Origin of the sequence: Stenotrophomonas tumulicola, assembly GCF_014117215.1 — a bacterium.
GTDB lineage: Bacteria > Pseudomonadota > Gammaproteobacteria > Xanthomonadales > Xanthomonadaceae > Stenotrophomonas > Stenotrophomonas tumulicola.
Map to the genome: position 1 here is coordinate 711,544 of NZ_JACGXS010000001.1, position 13,184 is coordinate 724,727.

A 13,184-nucleotide genomic window follows, 5' to 3' on the forward strand; every position below is an offset into this window, starting at 1 on the left:
GTGCTCCGGCCATGGCTCAGCGTGAGAAGCCTGGGACGGCGTCCGGACCGGCCGGTCCGATCAGCCAGGAGCCCCATACCGGAAGGTTGGCACGGGCTTCGCGTTCGCCGGGCAGCGGCAGTTCGGTATTGCGTGCCAGCGGCTTCACCAGGCGTGGGGTGACGATGATCACCAGCTCCTTGTCCTGGCGCTTGTAGTCCAGGTTGCGGAAGAACGAACCGATGATGGGCAGGTCACCCAGCAATGGCAGCTTGTTGACGGTGGAGGCGATGGTGCTGCTGACCAGGCCACCGATGACGAAGCTTTCGCCATCGCCGAGTTCGACCGTGGTGTCGGCACGGCGGGTGCTGATGGAAGGCACCTGCACGCCGTTGAGGGTCAGCGCATTGCTGTAGTCCAGGTCGCTGGCTTCCGGTGCCACCTTGAGCGCGATGCGATCAGCCGAGAGCACGGTCGGCGATACGGTCAGGCCGATGCCGAACGGCTTGAAGGTGATGGTGGTGGTGCCCAGGCCCTGTGGCTCGAGCAGCGGCAGCTCACCGCCGGCGAGGAAGCTGGCGCTCTGGCCGGACAGCGCGACCAGCGTGGGCTCGGCCAGCACGCGTGCCATGCCGTTGCTCTGCAACAGGTCGATGTCCGCGCTCCACAGGTCCTTGCTGGAACCGAACACCAGCTTGAATGCCGACTGCAGCGGCGTGCTGCTGCCGCTGTCGCCATCACCACCGCTGGCGGTGCCGCCCGGGCGGGCGATGCCATACGAGAAGCCGCCGTTCTGGTTCTGGAAGTTGATGCCGATCTGGCGCAGCACGCTGCGGTTGAATTCCACGATCTTCACTTCGATCTGGACCACGCCGCCGGGGCCGACCGTGGACACATCAGCGACCTGGCCTTCGCCGCCGGCAGCGGCGTCGGCGGCCTTGCGCACCTGCGCATGGTCCAGCAGCGAGGGGCTGTTGCCACTGATCAGCGCCTGGTTGCCCTGTACGGTCAACGCGGCGTCGTTGCTGCGGGTCAGGCCATCCTGGACCGCGCTGCGCACGTCTACCTGCAGGCGCTGCGGATCGGTCTGGCCACGCTGCCACAACAGCAGGGTGGTGGTGCCCGGCGCCTTGCCCACCAGCAGCGCCTGGCGGTTGCCACGCAGCATCACCACATCGGCCACCGACGGATCGGCGATGGCCACCCGTTCCAGGTTGGCCGGCAGCGGCCACGGCCGCTGCTCGTGGGTCTGCAGCACGAAATCCGCTGCAGCGTCGGCCTGCACCATCAGCGGGCAGGCGACGGCGACGAACACGGTTGCCAGCAGGAGCGGGCGCAGGAACAGCCGACGGGGATTGTTACGTGGGGTCATGATCGGTCTCGTCGAGTTCAAGGGGTGCCGCCGCCGCGGATGATTTCAATGCCAGCCGCGCGCGGTGCCGCGGCCCGGCGCACGGGTGCCGCTGCCTGCGGGGGGCGCACACTGCTGCGGCCTGCCAGTGCATCGCCGTCGATGCCGGCGTATGCATCGTTTTCCGGATCGGTAAGTGCAGCGGTGCGTTCGGCATCCAGGCCACGCGCGGGCGCCAGCACCGGGCGCGGCAGCGGGAACAGTGATGGATCGGCGATGCCGGTGTCGGCCGGATTGCGCAGGGCCAGGAACAGCTTGCCCTGCTGGGCACCGAGCAGCAGGCGGTTCGCATCGGCCACCGGCACCGCCAGCACGGCGCTGCGGGCAGGCTGTTCGGGGCGGTTGCTGCCGCTGCCGCTGTTGCTGCCGGAGCCACGGATGTCTGCGGCACGGGGATCGCTGTCCGCGCTGGCGGTGGCTTCCTGCTCGCCCTGCGGCTGCGTCGGATGCAGGTCCTGCATGCCGTAGCTGAGCACGCGCAGCCGTGACAGCAGCAGGCGCGTCTGTGCCGATTGTTCTTTCTCACCCAGCCCCTGCGCGCCGCGCAGGTTGAGGAATACGTCGACGAAATCGCCGGGCAGGATGCGGTTGCCGGCGGCAGCCAGTTCATCCACCGGCACCGCCAGTGCACGCTCGCCCGGGCGCAGTTGCAAGGAGAAGCCCTGCGCCAGCAGGCCCTGCTGCAGCAGGGTGCCTTCGGGCACGTCCTGGGTGGGAACCAGGCCGATCACGCTGGACACATCCAGGAACGCCCCGGACGGTGCCTGCGGGCGGCTGGCCATGCGCACCTGACCTGGCTCGATCGGCACGCCGGCTGCCAGCCGGCCACTGGCCTCGACCACCATCACCGCCTGCGGTGCCTCGGCGGCGACACTGGTGGGGGTGCTGGCCGGTGGCGCGCTGGTGGCACGTCGGCCGACCACGAGGGCAATCAGCGCCAACAGCACGGCAAGGGCGATCAGGGCGATGGCGGCGATGCGGGTGAATTTGAGCATGGAGCTTCTCCTGGCGCCTCTCAGTTGCTGCCCACGTCAAGCTGGGCGACGGCGATACTGCTGATGGGTTTGTCCAGCACCCAGCCATAGAGACGGCCGGTTCCGGGCAAGAAAGGGTGGCTGCCGTAGTCGTAGCTGACCGCGACGTGGATGCATTGCGTATCAGCCAGGCCGTCGCACGGTGCCGGCATGGACACGACGATCGGCGCCGCGGCGGCGTTGCTGCAGCTCACGCTGTCGCCGCTGTAGGCCAGCAGCCATTGCATGGAGCGCTGCGCGGCCTCGCAGGCGGCGACACGGCGTTGTTCGGTGGTGCCAAAGCGCAGCGAGGCACGTGCGCCTTCGGACGAGGCGGTGGCCAGGGTCTGCTGCACGGCCATGATCATCACCCCGGTATAGGTGAGCAGCAGCAGCGGCAGCACGCCCAGCATCAGCATGAAGGCATATTCAATGGTGACCACGCCACGCTGGCGGCGACGGTTCGGCTGAGGGCGCATGCTGATGCTCATGGGGAGCCTCCGTTGATGGACCACAGCACCCAGGCGATGGCCGCGAAGCCGAGATAGGCGGCATAGGGAATGCCGACGCGTCCCTGGCGTGCAGCCTGCATCGTCTGCAGGGCAGGGCGTTGCTGCAGACGGTCCGATATCTGGTTCTGCAAGCTCATGGCGCGCATCGGCAGGAATCCCCGCACGCCGCGCCAGACATAAACTGTGACGGAATGCAGGCCTGCGAGCAGACTTGCACCGATCCAAACCGGTAGAAGTGCCTGCCAGCCCAACAGGAAACCCAGCACGGCGAAGAACTTGACGTCGCCGGCACCCATCCAGCGGATGGCATAGAAGGGAATCAGCGCGGCAAAGCCAATCAGCAGGCCGAGCAGGTGGGGGAGAATGTCAGTGAATGAAGAAGAGAGCGCCGAGGCCGCAACAAGTACGGCCCCAACGCCGGCTCCCGCCAGCAGCCAGGTATTGGGGACACGACGAGCGTACAGATCGCTGATCACGATCCGCAGACTCAAGGCCATGGCCAGCAGACCCAAGGCGGTCATCTTCCTGCTCCTCCGGTGAGCAATCATTCGGCGCACGTGCGCCGTGCATGCCAGATCCATTAGCAATGCATGGCACAGCGCTTGCGGAACGTTGTCGAGCCAACTTACGCAGTCTTGACGACGGCTTCGAGAGTTTTGAAGAGCTCGGTGAAGAACGACGTGATCGCTGGCTTGGCAGTTGCAACCAGAATGCCGGCGACAATCGCAGCCAGCAGGCCATATTCCAGCGCGGTAACGCCGTCTTCTTCTTTGAGGAACTTACGGATGGATGCGTTCATGGCAGTGAACTCCTTATCTTGGTTGGGTATTCCACGGAAACTGCGCCAATGGTCGATACGGCTCCGCCGCAACCATTTTCGTTCCCCGTCCATTCCCTGGGCGGGTAGCGGCTCCGGTATTGGAGCCTGCATGTCGTGGTAGCCAACTGCCAGGTTCTTTCGCTGACGACGCCGATAAAGAAGCGTCCAGGAGAACGGTTCCATCCGATAGCGTTTTCACTATTGTTCCCCGTCAGGCAGCCAGATGTCCCCCGGCGAGCCACCGTGCAGCTACTTTGCCCTACTTTCACCGCGCGACAACATCAATCGCTATGCAAATTCGGCAGGAATGCAGAATGTGATCGCCAGGTATGTCTAGACGTGAGTTGAATCACATTCCAAAAAAAATCGTGATAGGTTTTGCGTCAAAAAATTGACGCGTGTTTGGATCGATATACATCAAGTTATCAATTCGACAATATTGGTTTACTGCCGGACTTATTCAGGCATACTTGATTAGGAAAGCGTGAAGCGCATGACAGGCGCACACGCAGCGCGCCAGCCAGGGTGGCGCACGGGATAATCAAGAAACACGGGGGCGATCACTGTCATGGCCGATGGTGTAGGAGACGGCACGTGCAGGGACGAGTTGAGGCCGGTTGACCTGGCTACGCTCGCCAGCGTGCTGCGGGTATGCGATGTCGAACTCGTGCTGCTTGACGGCAAGGGGCCGCGTGCGGCCATCGATTCGCGCGTCCATGACGAAGCATTGTTCTGCAGCGCCCGGCTTGGCTTCCAGGCCCGTGGCCGCTTCATGCTGCCCACCGATTGGGCACTGATCGGTTTCGTCCATGAGGCCGATCCATTGTTGAGCTGGTGCCATGGCGTGCCGCTTGCCGCGGGCACCGTGCTGACGGTGTTGCCGGAAGGCATCAGCGAGTTCGCGCTTGCCGCAGGGACGCGCCTGACCGTGGTGCTGGTTCCCGTGGCACGCCTGCAACGCAAGCTTTCCGAACTGAGCCTGCGCAGCACGCCTCCATCGGGGCAGGCGCTGAGTTTGTTCACCGTCGGCGAGGGCGCGCCGCTGGCGAATCATTACGCTGGCCTGCAGCGCGTGCTGGCCAGTGGCGATGCCGCTGCACTGGCCACGCACGGTACCGATGCATTGCTGCATGAGCACGTGCAGGCGCTGCTGGCGTCGGGCCCGGGCGAGCATCCGGTGAACACCCGTGCACGCCGGACGCACTACCTGATCGTGCAGCGTGCGGAGAACTTCATGCGGCTCAACCTGCGCCACAACATCTATATGAATGAGATCTGTGACGCGGCCGGTGTCAGCGAGCGTGGCCTGCGCTATGCGTTCGAAGATCTGTTCGGCATCTCGCCCAACCGTTACCTGTCGATGCTGCGCCTGTGCGCGGCGTGCCGCGGGCTGTCGACCGCCGATGGCGGCCGCCGTTCGGTCAAGGCCATCGCACTGAGTTGCGGGCTGTGGGATCTGTCGCGCTTTGCCGACAACTACCGCAAGGTATTCGGCGAACTGCCCAGCGATACGCTGATGCGCGCCCCTGGTGCGCTCGGCCAGCCGGCGTGATCGGCATGCCCGGCACCGGCTGGAAAGTGCTTTGCCGGAATTGCATAGGCTGCTGCCGATTCCGGTGATGGTTTTGCCGGATCGGCCGATTGTCCTGCCGGAATGAAGTGCCCCGCCTGCGCTGCACGCGCTGAAATATGAGTCACCTGCCGCTCGGCAGCCCAACTGACTCACGCAGCGCCGTCCACGGGGGACAGAACTCATGAATCGTATTTTCCGCTTGGTGTGGAGCAGGCAGCTTCGCGCCATGGTCGTAGCCTCCGAACTGGCTACCGGCGCCCACGGCGGCGCATCCTCGCTCATCGACCAACGCAGCCTGTTGCCTGCGCCCGCCGTACTGGCGGTTGCGCTGGCATTGGCGCTATGCGCAGGCAACGCGAGCGCATCCGAAACCAACCAGACGCTGCGCGACCTGCAGGCGCTGGCTGCCAAGTACACCCAGCAGGCACCGCTTAAAGTGGATGCGGAAGTCGCCCTGGCGGCGATCGCCAGCCAGCAGGCTGCGCGTCCGCTGGCCGATGTCGATGCCAACGTGCGGTTGCGCCTGGCCAGCGACGTACCTGCGGTACGACGCGCGGTGCCGGTGGCTGTAAAGGTCGACGCGGGCGTACGTGCGCAGGTTGCCGCGCCGCCGGCCGTACGCAGCAGCGCGGCCAGTGCAGCGGCGGCATCGGTCAGCGCCGGCCTGGCGACGGCCGTGTCGCTGGACCGCACGGCCGCAGCCACGGCTGATGTAAAGGTGGCTGCAGCGCTGGACGCAACCGTTGCACCGGCCTCGACGGCACTGGATGCGCAGGTGGCTGCACAGGCTTCCGCGCGGCTGGCTGCCAAGGAAGAGGAGATTGCCGCGACGGACGCCGTGGTCAGCGCAGCGCTGGACAGCGACGTGGCCGGCGGCGTTGGCGTTGCAGGCGAGGCGAACGCGCTCGCTGCCGCGGACCGCAACCCGAAGCTGGCCACGCAGGCGCAGGCAACGGCCCAGGCCAGCAGCCTGGGGCTGGGCAGCATCATCGGTGGCGTCGGCTCGTTGCTTGACGGTGTAGGCGATGCAGTGGGTGGGCTGGTGCAGGGTGACCTGGGTGCGGTGGTGGGTGGCGTCGGCAGCGGCCTCGGTGGCCTGGTCGGCGGCGTAACCGACGGCCTTGGCCTGACCTCGCCCTCGGCGATTCCGCCGGACAGCCCGAAAGCACCGCGTCCGGCAGATCCGAACTCCGGCCTGATCATCGGCAGTGGTGGCCTGGTCGGTACCTTGTCCACGCTGGTCGGACCGACCGTGCAGGACCTGCTCGGTGGCGACGGCTATGTGCGCAACGGCAACCTGGCGGTCAGCAACGCCAACGTGATGCAGACGTACTCGGTGACCAACGTGCTGGGCATCCCGCTGGTGAACCTGTCGCCAGTGGGCACGCTGCTGAACGGCCTGGGCGGGGCCACCACCGGTGGCAGCTCGCACCTGACCCTGATCGGTGGCGTCACCTCCGACAGCTACATCTACAACATCAACAACGGCGATCCCAACGGGCTGCTGGGCCTGCTGCTGCCGGGCCAGGCACCGGACTGGGCGGCAAAGTGCCTCAACGTGCTCGGCGTGGTCTCCATTGACTGCTGGGCGGTGAACCCGGCACAGGACTACCAGGTGCTGATGGGCGATGGCGCCTATGCCAACGGCTCGCGCGAAGTGGTCATCGGCGCCAACGCCAGCCATCGCCTGCCGCTGCAGGATGCCAACGAAGCCTTCCCGGGCGCCGGGGTGAACGACCCCACCGACCCGACCGGCGTACCGACCGCAGACTATGCGGCGCGCCTGGGCCATTCGGTGATCGTGGGCGACAGTGCCAGCGGCACCGCCAACGGACAGGTGCTGCTGGGTGCCGAGGCGACCTCGGACAAGGCCAACAGCGTGGCGCTGGGCTTCCGCTCCAGTGCATTGCGTGGGGCGCAGGCCAGCTACAACGCGTACGGCCTGAACACCGCGCAGACGTCCAGTGGCGAAGTGTCGGTGGGCTTTGCCGGAGGCGAGCGCCAGATCACCAACGTGGCGGCAGGCAGCCAGGCCACCGACGCGGTCAACGTGTCGCAGTTGCAGGGCGCGATCAACCAGATCGAAGCAGTAGGCACCCTGGCGGTGACCTACGATGATGATGGCACCGGCGCGCCCAACTACCGCCGTGTCACCCTGGGTGGCGGCACCGGCAACACCACGCTGGCCAACGTGGCCGATGGCGTGGACGCCAACGATGCGGTGAACGTCGGCCAGCTGCAGGCGTCGGAGCAGGGCGCGCTGCGCTATGACACCGCGGCTGGTGGCGGCATCGATTACAGCAGCGCAACGCTGGGCGACGGTGCCACCGCGACCACCCTGCGCAACGTGGGCGCGGGCGCGGTATCGGCCACCAGCAACGAGGCCGTCAACGGTGCGCAGCTGTTCGGCAGCAGCCAATCGGTGGCTACCCACCTGGGTGGCGGTGCCGGCGTGGATGGCACCGGTGTGGTCACCGCGCCGACCTACAGCATCAGCAACGTGGGTGCCGACGGATCGGTCAGCAGCGGTGACTACAACGACGTCGGCACCGCCTTCGATGCAGTGGACGGATCGCTGGTCAACCTCAACACGCAGATCACCGACATCAACAACGGCGCGGCGTCGCGCTACTTCAAGGTGAACTCCAGTGGCGCCGACGCGGTGGCAACTGGTGCGGAGGCGGTGGCCATCGGTGCCGACGCCAGTGCGACTGCCGCCAATGCCGTTGCCCTGGGCAACGGCAGCGTCGCCGATCGCGACGACAGCGTGTCGGTCGGTGCTGCCGGCGCGGAGCGCCAGCTGACCAATGTCGCGGCCGCCACCGAAGCGACCGATGCAGTCAACCTGGAGCAGCTGCAGGCGTCGGAACAGGGCGCGCTGCGTTATGACACCGAAGCTGACGGCAGCATCGATTACAGCAGCGCAACGCTGGGCGACGGCGCCACCGCCACCACCCTGCGCAATGTCGGCGCAGGCGAGGTGTCGGCTACCAGCAATGAAGCCATCAACGGTGCGCAGCTGTTCGCCACCAGCCAGTCGGTCGCTACCCACCTGGGTGGCGGTGCCGGCGTGGATGGCACCGGTGCGGTCACCGCGCCGACCTACAGCATCAGCAGCGTGGGCGTGGACGGGGCGGTGAACAGCGGCGACTACAACGACGTCGGCACCGCCTTCGATGCGGTGGACGGGTCGCTGGTCAACCTCAACACGCAGATCAGCAACATCAACAACGGTGCAGCCTCGCGCTTCTTCAAGGTGAACTCCACCGGCGCCGATGCAGCAGCCGGCGGCAACGAGGCGGTGGCCATCGGTGCCGGCGCCAACGCCAGTGCCGACAATGCGGTGGCGCTGGGTTCGGGCAGCATCGCCGATCGCGCCGACAGCGTGTCGGTGGGCGCGGCGGGTGCAGAGCGGCAGCTGACCAACGTGGCGGCGGCAACCGAAGCCACCGATGCGGTCAACCTGGGCCAGTTGCAGGAATCGGCAGAGGGCGCGCTGCGCTATGACATCGCGGCCGATGGCAGCATCGACTACAGCAGCGCAACGCTGGGCGACAGCAGCACCGCCACCACCCTGCGCAATGTCGGCGCAGGCGAGGTATCGGCGACCAGCAACGAGGCCATCAACGGCGCGCAGCTGTTCGCCACCAGCCAGTCGGTCGCCACCCACCTGGGCGGCGGTGCCGGCGTGGATGGCAACGGGCTGGTCACCGCCCCGACCTACACCATCAACAGCGTGGCGGTGGATGGCTCGGTCAGCAGCGGCGACTACAACGACGTGGGCACGGCCTTCGATGCGGTCAGCGATTCGCTGGCCAACGTCGCCGACAAGACCGACAGCGTGGACCGCCTGGCAGTGAAGTACGACGCCGACGGCGCTGGCAATGCCAGCAACGCGATCACCCTGGTCGGTGATGGCAGCGGCAGCGCGGTGCTGCTGGACAACGTGGCCGACGGCAGCGTGACGGCGGGAAGTCGCCAGGCGGTCACCGGCAACCAGCTGTTCGAGAGCAACCAGACCGTGGCCAACTACTTCGGTGGCACGACGGTGTATGACGGCGCCACCAACACGTGGACCGCCCCGACCTTCCGCATCTCCTCCATCGCCACCGATGGCAGCGTGATCGGCAACGACTACAGCAATGTCACCGTGGCGTTCTCCGCGGTGGATTCCTCGCTGCTGAGCCTCAACCAGCGCATCGACAACATCGGTCCGGGTGGCAGCCCGTACCTGGCGGTGAACTCCAGCAAGGCGGCTGCAGTGGCCACTGGCAGTGATGCAGTGGCGGTGGGCGGCGAAGCGAGTGCGTCGGGCAATGCCAGCGTGGCTGTCGGCGATGGCGCCAACGCTACGGCTGACAACAGCGTGGCACTGGGCGCGGGCTCGGTGGCCGACACCGGCGCGCAGAGCGGTTATACCGGGGCCTATGGAGAAGCCGGTGCCAGCAATTCGGCCGGTGAGGTATCGGTGGGCAGCACCGGCGGCGAGCGCAAGGTCACCCATGTGGCCGATGGCTCGGACCGCTATGACGCGGTCAACGTCGGACAGCTGCAGAACGGCGTGGAGCACGCCATCAGCGAGTCCAAGAACTATACCGACCAGCAGATCACCAACATCAACAACGGCACCTCGGGCATGTTCCAGGTGAACGACAGCCAGTCGCTGGGCAATCCTTCGGCCAGCGGTGACAACAGCGTGGCAGGCGGCGCGGGCGCGGCGGCGGCCGGTGCCAATGCCACGGCACTGGGCAACGGTTCGCAGGCGCAGGCCGACAACTCGGTGGCATTGGGTGCGGGTTCGGTGGCCAACCGTGCCAACACGGTGTCGGTGGGCAGTGCCGGTGCCGAACGCCAGATCGCCAACGTTGCCGACGGCAGCGAAGACACCGATGCGGTGAACGTGCGCCAGCTGCAGGCATCGCAGCAGGGTACGCTGCGCTATGACAGCAACACCAACGGCACCACCAACTACAACAGCGTGACGTTGGGGCAGGCAGGCAGTGGCCCGACCCAGGTCCGCAACGTTGCCGCCGGTACGGCTGGCACCGATGCGGTCAACGTGAACCAGTTGCAGGCCGGCATGTCGCAGACCCTGGACTGGTCCAAGGCCTATACCGACCAGCGCATCGACAGCTTCGACCGCAACCTGCGCAAGGTCGACAACCGTGCCTCGGCAGGCGTCGCATCGGCGATGGCGGTGGCTTCGCTGCCACAGCCCAGCGAGGCTGGCCGCAGCATGGCCTCCTTCGCGGCAGGCAGTTTCAATGGTGAATCGGGCATGGCGCTGGGTATCTCCGGCGTCTCCGAGGGCGGGCGCTGGATCTACAAGTTCAGTGGCTCGACCAATACCCGCGGCGACGGTGGCGTTGCGGTAGGTGCCGGCATCCAGTGGTAAGCGCGCTGCGCTGGCCGGCACGGTGCCGGCCAGCATCAGCCCGACGACTTTCAGGGGGAATCTCCATGTTCATTCGAAATCACACGCTTCACGCGAAGCATTCCGCGCTGCTGGCAGGCCTGCTGGCCTGCCTGGCCATCACCGGTTGCCGCAGCCACGCTGCGGCCGACGATGCACCGGTGCAGGCAACTCCGGCGGGGGAGACAGTGCAGTTCCCGGACCCGGCCAAGGCTTCGCTGAAGGAAGGTGTGTTCGCCGACCCGGGCGACCTGCGCCGCTTCTCGCCCGGCATGACCAAGCCCCAGCTGTACGCATTGCTGGGAACGCCCCACTTCAATGAAGGCATGTGGGGCGTGCGCGAGTGGAACTACCTGTTCAACTTCCGCACGCCGCAGGCGACGGAGTACTTCACCTGCCAGTTCCAGGTGCGCTTCGACGGCAAGGGCGTCGCCCAGGGCGGCTACTGGAATCCGCAGTCGTGTGCGGCCCTGGTCGAGCCGCCACCGCCGCCAGTGGCCGAAGCCCCTGCGGTACTGCCACGCGAACCGCTGCGGCTGGCCGCCGATGCGTTGTTCGCCTTCGACAGCGATGTGCTCAGCGCGACTGGCCGGCAGGCAGTGAACGGCGTGCTGGGCCAGGTGCAGCGCGCCAGCCAGGTGCAGTCCATCGACGTGGTGGGTTACACCGACCGCATCGGTAGCGCCGACTACAACCTGGACCTGTCCAGGCGTCGTGCCGACGCGGTGCGCAGCGCGCTGGTGGAGGGTGGCGTATCGACCGCCGCCATCCGCGCCGAGGGCCGCGGCGATGCCGAGCCGCTGGTGCAATGCAGCCAGCGCAACCAGCGCGAGCTGATCGCCTGCCTGGCACCGAACCGGCGGGTGCAGATATCCGGCCGCGCACGCGCCGACTGAGCGCTTCTTTCCGTGACGCGCCCTGCGGGGCCCTGCACGTTCCGTGTCCCCCCTGGCCTGCTGGCACGCGCGGCAGCGTCTCCCCCGTCCAGTCCGCGCGTGCTGGTGGGCCAGGTTTTCTTTCCTGCAGGCAACCGATGAACGCCCAATTGGCCACCAAGACCCAGACCACGATCAGCCTGTATGGCCGGCTCGGCAACCATGCCGTGGTGCGCATGCCGGGTCGCCGGCATCCCGGCCTGATCGTCCAGGCCGATACCGTTTCCGGCTTTGTCAGCCAACTGCAGGAGGCGCAGTCTTCGCTGCGCGCCGGGCGGCTGCCGCGCGCCGATGCCGAGATGGGCCTGCTGATCACGGTGTTGCAGGAGTGGTACGCGCAGATCGAAGAACGCCTGGCCGAAGCCGGTGAGGCGATCGACTGACGCAGGCGGTGCGAGGGGCAGGGCGGCAGCCAGGCGGATGTTAAAGTAGCGGCTGTTTCCAGCAACCGCGAGCCCAGCATGCCTGCCAGCGCCTTCTATCCCGTGGGAACCCCCGGCCAGCCCTGGGGGCCGGCAGAACGCGCGCAATGGCGTGCACGACAGCAGCGCCTGCGCCGCTTCGACGAAGACGTCCTTCCGCGCATCGAGGCACTGGCCGAACGCTTCGAGCGGGTCCAGTACGGTGTGCTGGACTACGCCGGCGAGCGCTATCCGCTGCTGGCGCTGCGCAGCCGCGATTGGAACCCGTCGTTGCCGGCGGCGCTGGTCACCGGCGGCGTGCATGGGTATGAAACCAGCGGGGTGATGGGGGCGCTGCAGTTCCTTGAACAACACGCCGGATCCTACGCCGGCAGGATCAACCTGCTGGTCGCCCCCTGCGTCAATCCGTGGGGGTATGAGCGGATCAACCGCTGGAACTTCGATGCGATCGACCCGAACCGCAACTTCCGCGCCGGCGGCCCAGCGCTTGAATCCACCGCGCTGATCGCGCTGGTCGCGCCGCTGAAGGCGCAGATGGTGCTGCACATCGACCTGCACGAGACCACTGACAGCGACGAGAGTGAATTCCGGCCTGCGCTGGCAGCGCGCGATGGCCAGCCGTTCCAGCCCGGCCTGATCCCGGACGGGTTCTACCTGGTCGACGACAGCGACCATCCGCAGCCGGCGTTCCAGCAGGCGGTGATCGCGGCGGTGGAGCGGGTGACCCACATCGCGCCTGCGGACGACAAGGGCGAGATCATCGGCTCGGCAGTGGTGGCACATGGGGTGATCGAGTACCCGTTGGTTGCGCTGGGCCTGTGCGCCGGCATCACCGGTGCGCGCTTCACCACCACCACCGAGGTCTACCCGGACAGTCCGCGGGCCACGCCGCAGCAGTGCAACGATGCCCAGGTGGCGGCGATCCGCGCGGCGCTGGATTACGCGCTGCAGCACGCCCAGCCGTCTTGAGGCCACGCGAGGCCTGACGCATTCGCCGCGATCGGAGACGGCAGCGGCGCATGTCGTGATGGCGGGGTACCAGGCAACCGGCGGTCCGCAGCGCGCCGGGCGGCCTGTCCAAGTCATTGAGCCGGTTGGCGTTGGAC

General features: G+C 66.9%; 10 protein-coding genes. 5 read left to right on the forward strand and 5 right to left on the reverse strand.

All coding sequences use genetic code 11. The annotated features are described in order from the left end of the window. Positions 1-16: 16 nt before the first annotated feature. From H4O11_RS03330 to H4O11_RS03350, 5 genes are all read right to left on the reverse strand, one after another. Positions 17-1,351 (reverse strand): type II and III secretion system protein family protein, encoded by a 1,335-nt coding sequence (locus H4O11_RS03330; RefSeq protein WP_182337988.1) that lies wholly within the window; start codon positions 1,349-1,351, stop codon positions 17-19. Positions 1,352-1,368: 17 nt separating this feature from the next. Continuing rightward, positions 1,369-2,385 carry a Flp pilus assembly protein CpaB gene (gene cpaB, locus H4O11_RS03335; RefSeq protein ID WP_182337989.1) on the reverse strand — a complete coding sequence of 339 codons (1,017 nt, stop codon included), beginning with the start codon at positions 2,383-2,385 and terminating at the stop codon, positions 1,369-1,371. 20 nt (positions 2,386-2,405) lie between these two features. After that, complete coding sequence (locus tag H4O11_RS03340; protein ID WP_220466557.1) at positions 2,406-2,894, reverse strand: pilus assembly protein; 489 nt, start codon at positions 2,892-2,894, stop codon at positions 2,406-2,408. After that, positions 2,891-3,436 (reverse strand): A24 family peptidase, encoded by a 546-nt coding sequence (locus tag H4O11_RS03345; RefSeq protein WP_182337990.1) that lies wholly within the window; start codon positions 3,434-3,436, stop codon positions 2,891-2,893. Before H4O11_RS03345 ends, H4O11_RS03340 begins: the two co-directional genes overlap by 4 nt. Before the next feature lie 104 nt (positions 3,437-3,540). After that, the gene (locus H4O11_RS03350) at positions 3,541-3,714 is read right to left on the reverse strand and encodes a Flp family type IVb pilin (protein ID WP_182337991.1); all 174 of its coding nucleotides are present in this window, start codon (positions 3,712-3,714) and stop codon (positions 3,541-3,543) included. Positions 3,715-4,303: 589 nt separating this feature from the next. Here H4O11_RS03350 and H4O11_RS03355 point away from each other — a divergent pair. From H4O11_RS03355 to H4O11_RS03375, 5 genes are all read left to right on the forward strand, one after another. Next, on the forward strand, positions 4,304-5,287 hold the full coding sequence (locus H4O11_RS03355; protein ID WP_182337992.1) for a helix-turn-helix domain-containing protein: 984 nt from the start codon (positions 4,304-4,306) through the stop codon (positions 5,285-5,287). 202 nt (positions 5,288-5,489) lie between these two features. Next, positions 5,490-10,703, forward strand: coding sequence for a YadA-like family protein (locus tag H4O11_RS03360; protein WP_182337993.1), 5,214 nt, complete (start codon positions 5,490-5,492; stop codon positions 10,701-10,703). A gap of 65 nt (positions 10,704-10,768) precedes the next feature. Then, positions 10,769-11,617 (forward strand): OmpA family protein, encoded by an 849-nt coding sequence (locus H4O11_RS03365; RefSeq protein ID WP_182337994.1) that lies wholly within the window; start codon positions 10,769-10,771, stop codon positions 11,615-11,617. Between the two features lie 137 nt (positions 11,618-11,754). After that, entirely contained in the window at positions 11,755-12,039 is a 285-nt protein-coding gene (locus H4O11_RS03370) for a DUF6959 family protein (RefSeq protein ID WP_182337995.1), read from the forward strand. A gap of 78 nt (positions 12,040-12,117) precedes the next feature. Beyond that, positions 12,118-13,047: a M14 family metallopeptidase gene (locus H4O11_RS03375; RefSeq protein ID WP_182337996.1), complete on the forward strand. Its 930-nt coding sequence runs from the start codon at positions 12,118-12,120 to the stop codon at positions 13,045-13,047. Positions 13,048-13,184 lie beyond the last annotated feature (137 nt).

Coding starts and splice junctions, on each gene's coding strand:
- H4O11_RS03345 (WP_182337990.1), bottom strand. CDS start 3,436: ATGACCGCCTTGGGTCTGCTGGCCATGGCCTTGAGTCTGCGGATCGTG.
- H4O11_RS03370 (WP_182337995.1), top strand. CDS start 11,755: ATGAACGCCCAATTGGCCACCAAGACCCAGACCACGATCAGCCTGTAT.
- H4O11_RS03375 (WP_182337996.1), top strand. CDS start 12,118: ATGCCTGCCAGCGCCTTCTATCCCGTGGGAACCCCCGGCCAGCCCTGG.
- H4O11_RS03365 (WP_182337994.1), top strand. CDS start 10,769: ATGTTCATTCGAAATCACACGCTTCACGCGAAGCATTCCGCGCTGCTG.
- H4O11_RS03360 (WP_182337993.1), top strand. CDS start 5,490: ATGAATCGTATTTTCCGCTTGGTGTGGAGCAGGCAGCTTCGCGCCATG.
- H4O11_RS03340 (WP_220466557.1), bottom strand. CDS start 2,894: ATGAGCATCAGCATGCGCCCTCAGCCGAACCGTCGCCGCCAGCGTGGC.
- H4O11_RS03330 (WP_182337988.1), bottom strand. CDS start 1,351: ATGACCCCACGTAACAATCCCCGTCGGCTGTTCCTGCGCCCGCTCCTG.
- H4O11_RS03350 (WP_182337991.1), bottom strand. CDS start 3,714: ATGAACGCATCCATCCGTAAGTTCCTCAAAGAAGAAGACGGCGTTACC.
- cpaB (WP_182337989.1), bottom strand. CDS start 2,385: ATGCTCAAATTCACCCGCATCGCCGCCATCGCCCTGATCGCCCTTGCC.
- H4O11_RS03355 (WP_182337992.1), top strand. CDS start 4,304: ATGGCCGATGGTGTAGGAGACGGCACGTGCAGGGACGAGTTGAGGCCG.